The organism is Thermotoga profunda AZM34c06, assembly GCF_000828675.1.
GTDB lineage: Bacteria > Thermotogota > Thermotogae > Thermotogales > DSM-5069 > Pseudothermotoga_B > Pseudothermotoga_B profunda.
The window spans coordinates 2,064,202-2,081,036 of sequence record NZ_AP014510.1 but is presented as its reverse complement, the minus strand read 5'-3'; the positions used below and the strand labels follow the sequence as shown (position 1 = coordinate 2,081,036).

Sequence of the window (16,835 nt, the reverse complement as noted above, 5' to 3'; positions counted from 1 at the left end):
GCGAAATCACAATAAGAGAATATCTCTAACAAAAGAAAAAGTCAACCAAAGAAAAACGACGCAAAAATGAGAAATTGAGAGATTTTCTCAAATACTTGTTTTGAATCACTGAAATTCGATGATATCTACGATTGATTGACTTTGAAGATGTTGTACAATAGAATCGAACAAGTAACTTTATAGATTCTGCGCAAAAGAGGTGTGTTGTCTGAAAGTTACAATCAAAGATATTGCAAAGACTGTTGGTGTTAACGTATCAACTATTTCAAGGGCTTTGAATGGGAAACCTGGAGTAAGTGACGGGTTGCGACAGAAAATACTTCAAGTTGCAAAGCAAATGGGTTATTCACCTGATATGACTGCTACTGGCTTGAAAAAGGGTAGAACCAAAATCATAGGTGTGCTCATACCTGATATATCAAACCCGTTCTTTGCTCAGATTGTGAGGGGAATGGAAAAGGTCTTTAACCCAGTTGGCTATCATTTACTTTTGTGTTCAACCGATGAAGATCCCGAACATGAGGAAGAAAATCTCAGAACTCTTATTGGTCAAAGAGTTGAGGGTATCTTGGCAGCACCTGTTGATTCTGGTGGAAACAAAACTCTCTACGCAAAAGTTTTGGAAAGTAATATACCATTGGTATTTTTTGACAGGATAGTACCTGATATCGACACAAGTTATGTGATAACGGATAACGAGGGTGGTGTCAGAGAACTCGTTGAGTATCTCCACAGAAATGGCCATGAAAGTGTTGGTATCATAACACTTAGATCAAGGTCTTTCACCGGCAGAATGAGGCTCAATGGCGCCCTTAAGGCGTGCAAGGAACTTGGAATAGAAGTAAGGCAGGAATGGATCTTAGATGGTAAATCTACTCAAGAAGGTGCCTATGAAGCCGCTAAAAAACTCTTTTCTTTCAAAGAAAAGCCAACATCATTGATCGTGGGAAATAATTTAATGATGCTCGGAGTTATGAAAGCGATAAAGGATCTAAGACTCAAGGTACCTGAAGACGTATCGATTGTTTGCTTTGATGATTCGTATTGGAATCAAATCTTTGATCCACCAATTACATGTGTCGCGCAAGAACCAGAACAGATGGGTCTAATAGCGGCAACGTTGTTACTGGACAGAATTATGCACAATGGAAAGAACAACAAGACAGTCTTAAAGGCACATTTTATAGAACGTGATTCAGTAGCAAAAATATGAGGGGCTTTATTGCCCCTCTTTAAATATGATTCCATATTCGTCTGCATCGATAGTTATCGTTGAGCCTTCTTTGAATTCCTGAGAGATGATCTTATCTGCCAATGGTGCTTCTACTTCATTTTCTATAACACGTTTCAAAGGTCTTGCACCCAATGCGGGGATATAACCCCGTTTTGCCAAGTATTCCTTAGCTTGTGCTGTAAAGACAACGCTTCTATTTTGTTCTTTGATACGGTTAGCGATCTTCTCAAGTTGAAGTTCTACTATTTGTTTCATGTGTTCAATTGTCAAAGGCTTAAAGACTATTGCTGCATCGATTCTGTTTATGAATTCCGGTTTGAAGTGTTTTCTCATCTCTTCTTCGATGAGTTGAGTTAGATCACTCAAACCATCTTCGAGTGCATCTAATATGTGTTCGCTGGCAATATTACTTGTCATTATTATGATCGTGTTTTTAAAGTCAACGGTGTTTCCTTTTCCATCGGTTAATCTTCCATCATCAAATACTTGCAATAACACATTGAACACTTCTGGGTGTGCCTTTTCGATCTCATCCAGTAAAATAACGCTGTATGGTCTTCTTCTAACCAGTTCGGTCAGTTGACCTCCTTCTTCGTAACCAACATATCCTGGAGGAGCACCGATTAGCCTACTCACTGTGTGTTTTTCTGTGTATTCGCTCATATCGATTCTTATCAGAGCGTCTTCACTTCCAAAAAGGACTTCTGCGAGAGCCTTTGCAAGCTCTGTTTTACCAACACCCGTTGGGCCAAGAAACAAGAATACACCATTTGGCCTTTTTGGATCTTTCAATCCGGCTCTTGCTTTTCTGATTGTTTGTGCAACCATTTTGACTGCATCATCTTGGTCGATAATTCTTTTATGTAATAGTTGTTCAAGGTTCATGAGTTTTTCTCTTTCTGATTCGAGCATTCTTGATACAGGAATGCCAGTCCACAACTCGACTACCTTGGCGATTTCATTTTCATTTACAATTTTGTTATTGCCTTGGAGCCTGATTGCAGATGCTGCTTCATCGATCAAATCTATTGCCTTATCTGGTAGGAATCTATCTGTGATATACCTTGCGCTCAAGCGAGCCGCAGCGATCAGAGCTTCGTCTGTTATTGTAACTTCGTGATGCTTTTCGAATTCTTTTTTGATTCCGCGTAATATTTCTATAGTATCTTCTATCGATGGTTCACCTACAAGAATCGGTTGAAATCTTCGCGCAAGTGCTTTATCTTTCTCAACGTATTTTCTATATTCATTTACAGTAGTTGCACCAATAACTTGCATCTCGCCGCGGGCAAGTTCTGGTTTAAGAAGATTTGCTGCATCGACAGCACCTTCTGCCGCACCTGCACCAACTACAGTGTGAAGTTCGTCTATGAAGAGTATGTATTGACCAACATTTTTTCTGAGGGCGTCGATTAATTTCTTCATTCTTTCTTCGAATTCTCCTCTGAACTTTGTGCCGGCTATGATTCTACCCATATCTAACTTTAGGATTTTCTTGTTTTTGAGAAAACTCGGAACATCACCATTTATTATCTTCTGGGCAAGTCCTTCAACTATAGCCGTCTTTCCAACGCCAGGGTCTCCTATCAAGACAGGGTTGTTTTTGAATTTTCTTCCCAAAATCTGAACAGTTCTGAAAATCTCTTTTTCCCGTCCAACAACCGGTAATAACTTTCCATCTTTTGCCATTTTTGTGAGATCTTCTGTGAATTTGAAAAGCACATCGACATTCTCGTCTTCTGCAGTTTTACCGCTGGTACGAAGCTCTCTTATAGCTTCATATACCTTGTCTGGAGTCACTCCCTGTCTTGACAGCAACCTGTAAGTCATTGAACTTGGCGCGAGTATCATGCCCAGAAGTAAATGGTCTGTTCCTACCTTCTCATCACCCATTCGCCTTGCTTCTTTGCGTGCTTCTTCAAGGACATGTCTTGCATCGGGTGTTATATAAACCTGTGCAACGGCACCCGGTTGAGAAGTAGTTCCCGCCCTCATTCCATACCTTGCCACAAAAGACGATGTTTCATCTTTCAGAGCATCTATGTTCACACCAATCTTTCTCAAGATATCTACAGCTGCATTGTCACCATCTTCAAGAATTGCAAGCAATATATGCTCAGATGACATTTGATTCTGTGAAAATCTGTTCAAGATATCTTGAACAGAAGTGAGAACCCTCTGCGCACTTTCTGTGTAGTCTTTGAAGTCCAGCATCATGTCACCTCCTAAATTAATGGGGCGGTTGCCCGCCCCATCTTTTACTCGATTTTCACATCTACTACTTTAGCCTTTTTCTCTTCGCGTTTGGGCAAAGATATTGTCAAGACACCATTTTCGTATTTTGCTTTGATTTTATCTGCATCGACATAATCGGGCAAAGACAAGGATCTTTCAAATTTTCCGTAGCATCTTTCAACAATTTTGTAGTTTCTGTTTTCCTTTTCGCGCTCGAGCTTCTTTTCTCCGGTGATTCTCAAGATACCGTCTTCAACCTTTACTTCAAAGTCTTTTTTGTCCATTCCTGGAACTTCAACTTCGACTACTACCGAGTCGTCGGTTTCGTAAACATCGATATCTGGTAAATACGAGTAAACTGTACTTCTGCGAGTCATAGGAGTGAAGAAGTCTTCAAAGAGTCTGTCGATTTCACGTTGAAGTTCTCTGAATGGTTTCATGAAATCCTCACGCCTTTCCAACAACATGAAGACCCCTCCTTTCAAAAATTTTTATTGTGAACTCGATTGTTCTTTTCTGACATTTTCATACAGATATTGACCTATCTTCATACTCTCTCTTTGTAGATCATCGAACAGCATTTTTACTTTTGTTATATCGTCTTTGTTTATTGCATCTCTCAAATCATTGACAAGTTGTTCGAGTCTTGATTTGAGATCATTTGGTAGTTTATCTCCATGCTCTTTCAGAGATTTACTCACACTATAAGCAAGATCATCTGCTTTGTTTTTGAGTTCAACTTCTTCGCGTCTTCTTCTATCCTGCTCTTCATATTTTTGAGCCTCTTCCATCATCTTCTTAATATCTTCTTCTCTGAGTTTGTGTCTGCCTGTTACTACCATGGATTGTTCTTTGTTAGATGCGAGATCTTTTGCAGAGACATGGACTATTCCATCACTATCTATATCGAACGTCACTTCTATCTGTGGTACTCCTCTTGGTGCCGGTGGTATATCTACGAGTCTAAAGCTTCCAAGGAATATATTGTCTCTTGCCATAGTTCTTTCACCTTGATAGACCCTTATTTCAACTTCTGTTTGATAATCTTCAGCCGTTGTGAAGATTTTACTCTTTTTGACAGGTATTGTTGTGTTTCTTGGTATGATTGGTTCCATCAATCCACCTTTAACTTCTATTCCAAGAGTCAGAGGTGTGACATCTACCAGGACGATATCTTTTTCTTTCGCTTCTCCACCGAGTATGGCTGCTTGAATTGCCGCACCTATTGCAACTGCTTCGTCTGGGTTGACGCTCTTGTTCGGTTCTTTACCAAAGATGTCTTGTATGATTCTATGTACCATTGGAGAACGAGTCATGCCACCAACTAAGATGACTTCATCTATATCTCTTGGAGACAATTTTGCATCATTCAATGCTTTCTCAACAGGTCCTTTGGTCATATCGAACAGGTCTTTTACCAGAGATTCGTATAGAGATCTTGTCAGTCTCATTTCAAGGTGTAGTGGTCCAGAGGCTGTAGCTGTTATGTACGGAAGACTGATATCGGTCTCGAGTTTGCTCGAAAGCTCTATCTTGGCTTTCTCTGCCGCATCTCTTAGTCTCTGTAAGGCTTGTCTATCTTCTCTGAGATCTACACCATGTTGTTTTTTGAACTCTTCAGCCATCCAGTCAACGATTCTCTGATCAAAATCGTCTCCGCCGAGATGGTTGTTCCCAGATGTTGCGACAACCTGTATGACTCCTTCACCAATTTCGAGTATGGAGACATCAAAAGTTCCTCCACCAAGGTCATACACAAGAACTTTTTGTTCTTTTTTCTTGTCAAGACCGTATGCGAGTGCCGCTGCGGTTGGTTCGTTTATGATTCTCAACACTTCAAATCCTGCTATTTGTCCTGCTTCTTTGGTTGCTTGTCTCTGAGCGTCGTTGAAGTACGCAGGGCATGTGATGACCGCCTTTTTGATTTTTCCATTTAAATATTGTTCTGCATCTTTTTTCATCTTTTGCAAAATATAAGCGCTTATCTGTTGTGGAGTGTATTGTTTGTCGTCGATCTTTACTTTGTAATCGGTACCCATCTTTCTTTTTATCGATTTGACAGTTCTCTCAGAATTGAGAATCATTTGCCTTTTAGCAGGTTCTCCGACAATTATTTCACCTGTCTTGGTAAAGGCAACTATCGATGGTGTTAACCTGCCTCCCTCTGCATTGGGTATGACTTCAATTGATCCATCTGGTTTCATCCAAGCTATTACTGAATTTGTCGTACCCAAATCGATACCGACAACATATTCTCTTTCGCTCATCGTTTCACCTCCTGTGAGTTTCCAACACGATTATATGAACTATCAAGTGGTTTGTCAAGGGTTATGTTAAATTTTCGCTATGTTATGTGTATATCTTTATAACGACATTTTTTTATCATAAATATAAAAGCATATAAATTGTATAGCACTCGTTACTATAAATTGCTATCAAATTCGATCGGAGTATCTTTATGGTTTCAGCACAAGTTACTGGTATAATTTTGCTAAAGATGCCTTAGAAAAATCATGAGAAAAAGATACGCGAAAGATCTTGATAATAGGAGAAGATTTATTTGATAAACCAAGGGGGTGTTCAAAATGAAAATCACGTGGTTTGGTCATGCATGTTTTCTCATTGAGACTGGTGATGTTAAAATACTCACCGATCCTTTTGATAGCGCTGTTGGGTACAAAATACCAAATGTGGTTGTGGACATCATTACTGAAAGCCATCAACATTTTGATCACAACGCACATCACTTGATAAAGGGAAGATTCGAGCTTGTAAAAGACCCAGGTATCCGTCAGCTTAAAGGTGTGAAAATCACAGGAGTCAAGACCTTTCACGATTCGGAATCCGGTACTAAGAGGGGACAGAATATAATTTTCACTTTCGACGTAGAGGACATCAGGATAGCTCATCTTGGTGATCTTGGCCATATTCTGAATCAGGCTCAGCTTGATCAGATCAAGCCTATTGATGTTTTGTTATTACCCGTTGGTGGAACCTTCACAATAGGACCAACCGAAGCAAAAAGGGTACTTGACCAAATCAACCCGCACATAGCGATCCCAATGCATTTTAAAACCAAATACATCAAATTTGATATAGCACCTGTTGAAGAATTCACAAAACTGTGCGAAAATGTAAAATACACGAGTAATAATATTCTTGAGATTGATAAACAGATCAAGAATCAGGAAAAATTAGTTTATGTCCTGACACTTTGAGAGGAGGCATTCTGTGCAGCTAAAAGTTCTATTTGACGAAGAAACCGTTCGCAGGAAAATCAAAGATATGGCAAAACAAATAGAAAATTATTATCGCGGTAAGACAGAATCTTTATGTGCGATTTGTATTCTAAAGGGTTCTGTACATTTTTTCAGTGAGCTTGTTTTGAACATAAATATGAATGTCAATTACTCCTTTGTCCATGTATCGAGTTATGCAGGGACTGAATCTACTGGCAGAATACGTGTGAAGTCATGGGTGGATGAAACTTTGCAGGGAAAATATGTACTTGTTGTGGAGGATATCGTTGACACAGGTAATACACTCAGGTATATACTTTCGTACTTGAGAAAATATAAACCAGCAGATTTGAAAATAGCAGCTTTAATAGAGAAGGAGAAATATCAACACGGTATACCTATCGATTTTGTCGGTTTCAAAGTGGGAGATGTCTTTCTCGTTGGTTATGGCTTAGATTACGAGGAAAGATATCGAAATCTCCCTTATATAGGATACTTAGAATGAAAAAAGGTTCTTTAATAGTGGCTGGTTTAGTAATACTTGTGATTGTATTCGCTATGCTTTTCTCGATTCAGAAACTTCTCGACATGAGAATTTCTGGCTTTGCGCCGCTTGAAAAGGAGAGTATTATTCACGATGCGGCCGGTTCTCGTTGAGGAATTCTTATCTTCCCTTGAAGAGAATGCTTTAAAAGTGATTCAAGGTCAAATGCAGATAAATGAATTTATTGAGATTGTACAAGATAATTATGAGTTGATTTCAGATCCCATCTTAGAAGAAAAGGAAATTGTGGAAAAACTTGAGCAGCTTGTAGAATACATCAAACCTGTTGATACACTTGATCAACAAAGATCTCTCAAAAGGCTCAAGAATTGTATTGGAATGATAGAGCGTTTTAGAGACCAACATTTAATTTCAAAACCGAGTCTTTCAAATAATGTAAAGCAACCAAATTGTGAGATAAAGTATGCAAAAGGCGTTGGACCAAAACGAGAGTCACTTTTGAGAAAACTCGGAATTGTTACACTCCAAGATCTGGTTTTCTACTTTCCCAGAGATTATGAAGATCGAAGGCGTGTTATACCTATTTCAGAGATTCAATCAGAAGAAAAGATCACCACTTTAGGTAAACTCATCAGCGTGGAAACAAAAAAGATGAGTTCAATCACGATAACTGCGGCAGTGCTCTCAGATGGTGTTAATCAAATTTTACTCAAGTGGTTCAATCAGGAATTTCTTCAGAAAATCCTCCAGACCATGAAGAACAAAATGGTATATGTGACCGGCACTGCTAAACGTGGTCAATTCGGTTCGATTGAAATAGTCAACCCAGAAGTTGAATTGAAGGAGAACTCATCTAACCTTGAAATCTTACCTGTATACCCTTTGACTGAAGGTATAAGCCAGAGAGAACTGAGAAAGATAATAAAAGAGAACATATCGTGTGTTTGTCAGTTTGAAAATGAACTACCTACTGAGCTGGTGGAGAAAAGGAAATTAATCGATGTATCTGTGGCATTGCTTGGAATGCATTTTCCAAAGAGTATGTACCATTTAAAAAAATCCATTGAGAGATTGGCATATGAAGAACTCTTTTTAATGCAACTTGCTCTTTTACTTTCAAGAAAAGCTTTTGAAGAAATCGGGGGTATTGAGAAAAATATACAAGGCAAGATCGCAGAAGGATTTTTAAAGAAACTACCTTTCAAATTGACTAAATCACAGATTCTCGCACATCAGCAAATAAGAAGAGACATGATTTCAAACAAACCCATGAGCAGATTGTTACAAGGAGATGTTGGATCTGGAAAAACCGTTGTTGCTCAACTTGCAATAATCGACAATTTTGAGGCTGGTTTTCAATCTGCTGTCATGGCACCAACATCTATACTTGCCATACAGCATTATCGAAGGATGGCACCGGCATTTGAAGATTTAGGTATAAGAACTGTTCTTTTGCTTGGTGAGACAAATCCTAAGGAAAAAGAGAAAATGAAACATCTCATATCTACCGGAGAAGCCTTTGTTGTTATTGGAACACATACTCTCATTCAAGAAGACGTGAGTTTTGCTAACTTGGGATTGGTTGTCATAGATGAACAACACAGATTTGGTGTAAAACAGAGAGAAGCCCTTGTCAGTAAAGGAAAAGCTATTGACACGTTGGTCATGACTGCCACACCTATACCAAGAACCTTGGCTTTGACGATTTATGGTGATCTTGATCTGACGATCATTGATGAGATGCCACCAGGAAGAAAAGAAGTTAAAACATTTCTTGTATCTGTCTCTAAAGTTGATCAGGTCTACGATTTTGTTAAGAGAGAAGTAAAGGAAGGTGGTCAGGCTTTTATAGTATATCCATTGATTGAAGAGTCTGACAAAATCGAAGCCAAAGCTGCAACGCAGATGTACAAACATCTCTCTGAGGAGATCTTCAAGGAATTCAAGGTCGGACTACTTCATGGTAGAATGAGCCAGCAGGAAAAAGATAAAGTAATGGAGAGTTTTGCATTGGGGGAATTTGATATCCTGGTCTCGACAACAGTTATAGAAGTTGGTATAGATATCCCCAGAGCAACGACGATCGTGATAGAAAACCCAGAGAGATTTGGACTTGCACAACTTCATCAACTTCGTGGGAGGGTTGGGCGAAGCGAGAGACAGGGATACTGTTTTCTCGTTGTTGGGAATGTTTCACAAGAAGCTTTAGAAAGATTGAAATATTTTTCAATGACCAGAAATGGATTTGAAGTTGCCGAATACGATATGAAGATTCGTGGTCCTGGAGAATTTCTTGGTTTGAGGCAACATGGATTACCAGAACTTAAAGTGGCAGATCTCGTGAGGGATAAAGATCTTTTGTTTAAAGCACGCGCCGATGCAGAAGTTCTTCTTTCAAAACAGAAAGAATATCCATGGCTTTTCGAAAGAGTTCAGAAAATATATGGCGACAGGTTGAGATTGGTCAAGGTTGGTTAAATGGTGGGTGCGGCAGGAATCGAACCTGCGGCCTCTTCCTCGTGAGGGAAGCGCTCTCCCTCTGAGCTACGCACCCATACGTGATAAAATTCTATCACTGTAAGGAAAGTTTTGCAAGATTTTCTTGTGGAGGCGACACGAGTGAAAGTTTTACTTTACGCTGAAGCTACAAGATTGATATCTAAATCTGGTATAGGTACGGCATATAAACATCAAATGGAAGCTCTAAGGAGAGCTGGTTTAGATTACACATCTGACTGGGAAGATGAATACGATATAGCTCACGTGAATACCGTCGGTCCTGGTGCAAAAACAGTTGTACAACACTGTAAAAGAAAAAATATACCGGTGATTTGGCACGTTCATACTACTGCTGAAGATATTAAGAACAGTTTCATCTTCAGCAATTTTTATGCCAGAGTCTCCCGTAATTCACTCAAGAAAAAATATGCAATGGCAGATCATTTGATCTTTCCAACTCATTATACTGAAACTGTGATCAGGAATTATGGGATACACGTACCTGGTACTGTCATATCAAACGGTGTTGACACGGCGATGTTTAAAAAAGATGTCGACAAAGCCCAGAAGTTTAGAGAGCGTTTTGGTATCAAGGGCCCAATAGTTCTTGGTGTGGGTTTTCCATTTAAAAGAAAGGGTATACATGATTTTGTAAGTGTTGCACGCAGAATGAAAGATCTGACCTTCATCTGGTTTGGGGCCAGGATTACGAGTGTCCTCCCAAGAGAGATACGCCAAATACTGAAAAATCCTCCTGAAAACGTCATATTTCCTGGTTTTATATCTCAGGAAGAGTTGGTAGGAGCCTATTCGGCTGCCGATGTTTTTTTCTTTCCGACCTACGAAGAAAATGAAGGGATAGTTGTTCTTGAAGCACTTTCATGTGAATGCCCCGTTGTTGTCCGGGATATACCTGTGTATGAAAATTGGCTATGGCATGGTACAAACTGCATGAAAGGCCATTCAAATGAAGAATTTGAGAAAATTATCAAGGCACTCGTTGCAGACAAAAGTCTTGGACTTAAGATTGCATCTGAGGGTAGGAAAACGGCTCTCGAGAGGGATCTTTCGGAAATAGGTAAGTTACTTACCAAGACGTATGAATCTGTCTTGAGGCGGTGCAAAGGTTGAGAAGAAATCTTGCAAGATCACTTTTGATTATTGCGATAAGTGTCATCATAATAATATTGATAGCCGGTTTCACCGACATATCTTTAACAATAAGGACTCTGAAAAAAATTTCGACGAAGTGGTTAATATTAGTGGGTCTTCTGTTAATCTGTGACTGGTTTTCAGAAGCATTAACGGTGAAGATTTTTGCTATCTCATACAAAACCAGAGTTAGTCTGAGCTACCTTTTCAAATCAACCTTGATTGGAAGTTTTTTCTCGGCGATTACACCATTCTCCACTGGTGGTCAACCAGCACAGATCGCTTTCATGAATAAACGCGGTGTGGAGTATGGAGAAGCGACAGCGCTTCTTGTTTCAAGATTTATTGTCTATCAAGTGGTCATAACGTTTCTTGGTGTGCTTGGTGTGTACACTGCGTATGATATTCTCTCCAAAAATATCACTAAGTTTGCCCTTCTTGCTTTCTTTGGCTTTGTTTTGAATGGTGCCGTACTTTTCTTTCTGCTTGTTTTTTCGATCAACAGAAATCTCGTGGAATGGTTGGTGAAAGGACTCATAAAACCGTTGGTTTTTTTGAGATTGATAAAAGATCAAGCTCAAGTCATAGAAAAAACACTGAGTCAAATTGAATTGTTCCACAAATGCATGCTTAGATCGATGAGCAATCTATCTCTTCTTTCTTTTGCTTTTCTGTCGACATTGTGTCAGATGGCGGCGAGGGTTTCAGTAACCTATTTTGTGGCGAAAGCTGTACATATTGACTGCTCATATATAAATACCATCATGTTTCAATTAGTTCTCTTCTTGGTGATTTCATTAATTCCAACACCAGGGGCGATGGGAGTTTCTGAAAGTGGGTATGTTCTGTTCTTCAATTTTTTGTTTGGACCACAGACTGTTGCAACTCTATTGTTATGGAGATTTTTCACCTACTATGTGAACATAATCATCGGTGGCTTAACGACTGCCCATGAAATCAGGGTTCTGAGTAAATTTGACCTTGAATGAATTTTTTAAAAAACCATGGTATAATGTAAAGTACAGGTGAAGCAAATATTGCAGGGGAGTGGTATCGTTGGAAAGGGTGATTATCTTGCAGGTACAGGACCGTGAGATCGATATTACGACAGACACTCCATTTGTGATAATTCTGAGAGATTTGATGTACGAGGGAGATTGGCAATTGATGAAGCAAGATTTCGGTGGTAAGAGTCTTCTATCCAAGGAAATTGAGAATTGTGAATACCTTGAAAGCCATGTGACTCTTTTGAATGAAACGGTGTATGACCCGATATGTTTTGATGAACTTCTCGAATGGTTGGAATCCAAAAAAATCACACCAAAGAACTTTGTCCATGCTTCTTTGAACGGTTTGTATGATCTTGCGCTTGATTATGCTGATAAAGATCTCCACGAAGTGTCATTTAGAATCATAAAGTACATACTCGATGTGGACAAAAATTATGCGCCTGCTTACGAACTTTTTGGCTCTTTGTTACTCGAGAAAGGTGAATTTGAACAAGGCATAAAATATTTGGATAAAGCGATAGAGATAGACCCTTGGCTTGTTGAAGCGTATTCATCACTTGGCGAAGCATATTATAACCTTGGAGATTATATAAAAGCAGCATCTTACTGGGAAAGAGAAATAGAATATGCACCAGATAATAAGTTCACTTATTTCATGCTCGCGGAAGCTTACAGGAAGCTGAACCTGTACGATAGAGTATGTAATGTTCTTGAGAGATTTTTGAAGATCGATTCAAACAGTATCTTAGCGATCTACGAGTTGGCAGAAGCATATAAGTTGGCTGGTAAAAGTGATCAAGCAAAGCAGATGGAAGAAAAGATACTCAAGATGAGACCGATTTATGCCAGTGATGTAGAAGTTTGGAGTAGAGTTCAACTCAAACATGGTAACTATTCTGTCGTGGAAGAGGTCGTGAATCAAATGTTAGAAGATAGTACTAAGGCGAAGGCACATCTTAAATTACTTCTTTTCTTGGCATATCTAAAACAGGGAAAGTTAGAGCAAGCAAAGCAATTGATACAAGAGATGAAAGATCAAAATCTTTGGTATCTGTATGGTAAAAAGGAGCTGTTTTCGGAGTTTTTGTCCGAGGAGGAGATGCGCGTTTGTGGCATTTCTTGAGTTTTGTGGTGGGTATAGTGTTTGGAAGCTTTTTGAACGTAGTCATATACAGATTACCAAGGAAGAATTTGAGTGTTGTCAAGCCGACTTATTCCATCTGTCCGTCTTGTGGTGAAGAGATATCTTGGTACGATAATATACCAGTATTGAGTTATATTCTGCTCAAAGGAAAGTGTAGAAAGTGCAAAGCTAAGATCAGCCCAAGGTATCCATTTGTGGAACTTGCTAATGGATTTTGTTATCTGATAAATTCCCATGTAACTAAAAATCCCCTGGAGTTTATTGCTTTGTCTTTGATAATATCATGCTCACTTATCATTGCCTTCATCGATCTTGAGTTCATGTTAATACCCGATGTCACTTTATTTCTCATTGCATTTGGAAGTTTTTTATTGTGGTTTGTAAATGGTATGGATCTCTACAATTTTTTTGGAGTAGGAATTGTTACTGGTCTTTTGTTACTTTTGGGATTTCTCTATAAAGGTGGTCTTGGTGGTGGTGATGTGATTCTCATGGCTGCTCTGAGTCTAAGTCTTGGGATTATTAGTTCATTCTACACTCTGATATTTGCTTCCGTGAGTGCGATTATTTATGCTTTGATAAAGAACAAAGGAAAACTTTTGATGAAGCAAAGGATACCCTTTGGAACTTTTTTGGCTCCAGCAGGATATGTCGTTTTGCTTGTTCAGAGATGTTTACAGATATGATCAAAATGAAGATCATTTTAGTTGTTCTTTTTCTTTTGATAATGGCTTTCTTTTATTCTTATTTTCCTTTGAGATATTATTCTATCGTGAAAGATAACAGTGGGTCTGTTGACCCGCTTTTAATAATGGCATTGATAAAAGTAGAAAGTGATTTTAGAGAACATGCAGTCTCTCGTGCTGGAGCAATTGGTATTATGCAATTGATGCCTGAGACTGCTGCGTGGATTTCAGAAAAATTGAATTTAGTAGTAGATATCAATTCTGTGGTAGATAATATTGTCGTCGGAATTAGATATCTACATTATTTGATAGATCTTTATGATGGCGATCTGGACTTCGCATTGAGGGCTTACAATGCCGGTCCGGCAAGGGTTGCTGCAGATAACAATATTTCCAAGAAATATCTGTCGAAGATCAAGCTTTACTATGTGATATACAAAGTTTTGTATTTCTGGGTGAGGTGAGATCTTGAAAATCGTTACAGAGCAAGAGATGCGAAAGATCGATAAGGCATGTTCCGAACAATTTGGTATCCCACCATCTATACTTATGGAACGCGCGGGGCTTTCTGTGGTGTTGGCTATCGAACAGGAGCTTGGTGATATAACTAACTCTTCATTTCTCGTCTTGTGTGGACCAGGAAACAACGGTGGCGATGGTTTTGTTGTTGCAAGAGATCTGCTTGAATACACAGATTATGTGACTACTGTCTTGGTGGGAGATGAGGCAAAACTCTCAGAAGAATCATTGACTAATCTCTCAAGATTGAGAGCTATAGGTGCCGATGTCAGAAAATTGGGTAATGATGTAACATTGAACGAGCTTGCTGAGCTTGTAAAATCCGCTGATGTAGTTGTTGATGCTCTTTTAGGAGTAGGAATAAAAGGAGAAGTTCGTGATCCCATAGCAGAGGTTATGAAATTGGTGAATTTATATTCCAGATATGTTGTCTCTGTTGATGTACCTTCTGGTCTTGAGACCGACACAGGTGCGATACTTGGGATCGCCATTAAAGCCGATATGACGGTAACTTTTGGCCTTCCCAAGCTCTGTCATGTTCTATATCCAGGCAGAGAATTGTGTGGAAAACTCAAAGTGGCAAGCATAGGAATCCCCAGATTTCTTAGAGAATCAAAGCAGATCACAAGACAAATAATAACAAAGCAAATGGTCAAGAAAATTCTGCCAAGACGTGTTAAAGATTCGCACAAAGGTAGTTATGGAAAAGTTTTGGTGATAGCTGGTTCCAGAGATTATCCTGGAGCTGCAGTTTTAACGAGTATAGCGGCACTGAGAGTTGGTTGTGGTTATCTTCAACTGTTGACTTGTTCTCCTGTTGATGTGATGGCGATTGCAAAAGAACCGGGAATAGTCGCACACGCAGTGAATCACGATCATTTTATCAAGGAGGATTCACAGATAGCTTTGAAGATGATGGAAAATGCCGATGCTATTGTGATTGGACCAGGCATGACTTGTAACTCAGATACATCGGAATTTTTCGAACGAATCATGGCTAACTTGACAAAACCAGTTGTCATAGATGCCGATGGTCTCAACTGTCTTGCGCAGAATCTCCAAATCCTTCGAAAAGTTTCTGTACCAATTGTTCTAACACCACATCCAGGTGAATTCGCAAGGTTAGTTGGAAAAAATATCGATGAAGTGAGGTACAATTACAAATTAGCAGAGGAATTTGCAAACAAATACAATGTCACAGTGGTTTTAAAAAGCGCAACGACTTTGATTTCAACTGTGGATGGAATGTTTTTTAATTTGACTGGTAATACATCTTTATCCAAAGCAGGTACAGGAGATGTGCTTGCTGGTATGATAGTTGGTATGATAGCCCAAGGAGTCGATGCTAAGAATGCTTCAGTTTGCGCAGTGTATTTACATGGATTATCCGCAGAGCATTACAGTTCTTCGGAGGGTACGATGTTGACAAGCGAGTTATTAGATCTGATTCCTTATGCAATAAAGGAGGTGGAAAGTTGAGTGACGTAGTTGAGAGGGTGGTGAGGGATTTAATTAGGAACAACCAACTTTCGAGAGCAAGAGCTGTTTTGAGTCTCTTTCAAGATGAATATCCACATCTCTTGCTCGAGTTGGAAGCATCTTGTGGCAACTGGAAGATGGTCTCGAAAATCTACGAGAAATTGACCGACCAACGCAAGGAAGAGTACAAAACCTTGTACAAAACTGCAACTGAGAGGGTAAAAACTGATTATACCGAAGATGTAAAGGAGGCTTTTGAAGAGATCTCGAAAAACAATTTCGAAGGTGGAATGGCGATCCTTGAAGGCGTTTCAAAGGCTTATCCAGAACTTGCCGAGGCAATAGCTTTGAAACTCGAACTTGCAAGACGTAAGAGAGACAAAGCGAGGGCAAAGATATACGAAGAGGCTCTCAAAAAAATTGATGCGTCTCACCCATTGTTGATATCAAAACCAGAAGAAGCTCCAAAATTCGCCGGGTTGGATATGATCCTACTCATAGCAATTATCGCGACACTCGTTGTGGCATTGACTGGTGTTTTTCTGAATTTCTCTCAATCCAACAGAATATCTGGAATGAAAACCGAGATCGCAGAGCTCAAAGATCGTATCCAAAATCTCGACACTTCTGTTGCTGATGTAAAGAACGTCTTGTCGAATCTTGAGAAACTCTCGATTGTGGAGCAAAAAATAGATCAAACCAGCCAAGAGTTTTCCACTTCCTTCGAAAAGGTATTACAGATGATAGAATCAGTTAAGATCAGTGATTCTCAAGAGCTGAGAGCATTGAAAGATGAGATCACGAAATTATTACTCACTAACACGAGTACATCAAGATCAACACTGACTTTGTCGAAGAATCTGAATTTGGAACTCACGAAATCTCTGTGGTTGTTTGGTTATAGACTATACAAAGCACAGTACTATCAAGATGCATACAACGTTTTGAACAATGTTGTGAGTATCTTGAAAGACACGGATCTGTATTTTAAGGACGATGCGTTTTATTACATGACACTCAGTTTATATGAATCAGGTGATGTCACTACAGCTAAAAAGTTATTTGAAGAGTTCACGAAAAACTATCCAAACAGTGAATATGTTCCACACGCAAAGTATTTCTTGCAGAAATGA

The 16,835-nt window shown here is 39.2% G+C and carries 15 protein-coding genes and 1 tRNA gene; 12 read left to right on the top strand and 4 right to left on the bottom strand.

The window, feature by feature from the left end:
• Nucleotides 1-199: 199 nt before the first annotated feature.
• Complete coding sequence (locus TSP02S_RS10120; protein WP_232503710.1) at nucleotides 200-1,213, top strand: LacI family DNA-binding transcriptional regulator; 1,014 nt, start codon at nucleotides 200-202, stop codon at nucleotides 1,211-1,213.
• A gap of 6 nt (nucleotides 1,214-1,219) precedes the next feature.
• On the opposite strand, the gene TSP02S_RS10115 is transcribed toward TSP02S_RS10120, so the two are convergent.
• From TSP02S_RS10115 to dnaK, 3 genes are read right to left on the bottom strand one after another with little or no spacing between them, the layout of a single operon-like run.
• Complete coding sequence (locus TSP02S_RS10115) at nucleotides 1,220-3,448, bottom strand: ATP-dependent Clp protease ATP-binding subunit (RefSeq protein WP_041083781.1); 2,229 nt, start codon at nucleotides 3,446-3,448, stop codon at nucleotides 1,220-1,222.
• 44 nt (nucleotides 3,449-3,492) lie between these two features.
• Entirely contained in the window at nucleotides 3,493-3,936 is a 444-nt protein-coding gene (locus TSP02S_RS10110; RefSeq protein ID WP_041083779.1) for an Hsp20/alpha crystallin family protein, read from the bottom strand.
• A gap of 24 nt (nucleotides 3,937-3,960) precedes the next feature.
• Nucleotides 3,961-5,736, bottom strand: a complete 1,776-nt coding sequence (gene dnaK, locus TSP02S_RS10105; protein ID WP_041083777.1) for a molecular chaperone DnaK — start codon at nucleotides 5,734-5,736, stop codon at nucleotides 3,961-3,963.
• A 318-nt stretch (nucleotides 5,737-6,054) separates the two neighbouring features.
• Here dnaK and TSP02S_RS10100 point away from each other — a divergent pair, with 318 nt between their 5' ends.
• From TSP02S_RS10100 to recG, 4 genes are read left to right on the top strand one after another with little or no spacing between them, the layout of a single operon-like run.
• Complete coding sequence (locus TSP02S_RS10100) at nucleotides 6,055-6,687, top strand: MBL fold metallo-hydrolase (RefSeq protein WP_041083775.1); 633 nt, start codon at nucleotides 6,055-6,057, stop codon at nucleotides 6,685-6,687.
• Between the two features lie 13 nt (nucleotides 6,688-6,700).
• On the top strand, nucleotides 6,701-7,213 hold the full coding sequence (gene hpt, locus TSP02S_RS10095; RefSeq protein ID WP_041083773.1) for a hypoxanthine phosphoribosyltransferase: 513 nt from the start codon (nucleotides 6,701-6,703) through the stop codon (nucleotides 7,211-7,213).
• Nucleotides 7,210-7,365: a hypothetical protein gene (locus TSP02S_RS11060; RefSeq protein WP_171816343.1), complete on the top strand. Its 156-nt coding sequence runs from the start codon at nucleotides 7,210-7,212 to the stop codon at nucleotides 7,363-7,365. Before hpt ends, TSP02S_RS11060 begins: the two co-directional genes overlap by 4 nt.
• Nucleotides 7,346-9,691, top strand: coding sequence for an ATP-dependent DNA helicase RecG (gene recG, locus TSP02S_RS10090; RefSeq protein WP_041083771.1), 2,346 nt, complete (start codon nucleotides 7,346-7,348; stop codon nucleotides 9,689-9,691). The genes TSP02S_RS11060 and recG overlap by 20 nt, the downstream gene beginning before the upstream one ends.
• Before the next feature lies 1 nt (nucleotide 9,692).
• Here recG and TSP02S_RS10085 read toward each other — a convergent pair.
• Nucleotides 9,693-9,767, bottom strand: a tRNA-Val gene (locus tag TSP02S_RS10085).
• Nucleotides 9,768-9,832: 65 nt separating this feature from the next.
• Between TSP02S_RS10085 and TSP02S_RS10080 the strand changes: the two genes are divergently transcribed.
• The 7 genes from TSP02S_RS10080 to TSP02S_RS10050 are packed head-to-tail and all read left to right on the top strand — an operon-like array spanning nucleotide 9,833 to nucleotide 16,835.
• A complete protein-coding gene (locus TSP02S_RS10080; RefSeq protein WP_041083769.1) occupies nucleotides 9,833-10,843 on the top strand; it encodes a glycosyltransferase family 4 protein in 1,011 nt (336 codons plus the stop codon).
• Complete coding sequence (locus TSP02S_RS10075) at nucleotides 10,840-11,853, top strand: lysylphosphatidylglycerol synthase transmembrane domain-containing protein (protein ID WP_041083767.1); 1,014 nt, start codon at nucleotides 10,840-10,842, stop codon at nucleotides 11,851-11,853. Before TSP02S_RS10080 ends, TSP02S_RS10075 begins: the two co-directional genes overlap by 4 nt.
• Nucleotides 11,854-11,911: 58 nt before the next feature.
• Entirely contained in the window at nucleotides 11,912-12,997 is a 1,086-nt protein-coding gene (locus tag TSP02S_RS10070; RefSeq protein ID WP_408645539.1) for a tetratricopeptide repeat protein, read from the top strand.
• Nucleotides 12,982-13,704: a prepilin peptidase gene (locus TSP02S_RS10065; RefSeq protein WP_041083763.1), complete on the top strand. Its 723-nt coding sequence runs from the start codon at nucleotides 12,982-12,984 to the stop codon at nucleotides 13,702-13,704. The genes TSP02S_RS10070 and TSP02S_RS10065 overlap by 16 nt, the downstream gene beginning before the upstream one ends.
• 5 nt (nucleotides 13,705-13,709) lie before the next feature.
• Nucleotides 13,710-14,168 carry a lytic transglycosylase domain-containing protein gene (locus tag TSP02S_RS10060; RefSeq protein WP_041084419.1) on the top strand — a complete coding sequence of 153 codons (459 nt, stop codon included), beginning with the start codon at nucleotides 13,710-13,712 and terminating at the stop codon, nucleotides 14,166-14,168.
• A 4-nt stretch (nucleotides 14,169-14,172) separates the two neighbouring features.
• Nucleotides 14,173-15,702 (top strand): bifunctional ADP-dependent NAD(P)H-hydrate dehydratase/NAD(P)H-hydrate epimerase, encoded by a 1,530-nt coding sequence (locus TSP02S_RS10055; protein ID WP_041083761.1) that lies wholly within the window; start codon nucleotides 14,173-14,175, stop codon nucleotides 15,700-15,702.
• The gene (locus tag TSP02S_RS10050; protein ID WP_041083759.1) at nucleotides 15,699-16,835 is read left to right on the top strand and encodes a tetratricopeptide repeat protein; all 1,137 of its coding nucleotides are present in this window, start codon (nucleotides 15,699-15,701) and stop codon (nucleotides 16,833-16,835) included. Before TSP02S_RS10055 ends, TSP02S_RS10050 begins: the two co-directional genes overlap by 4 nt.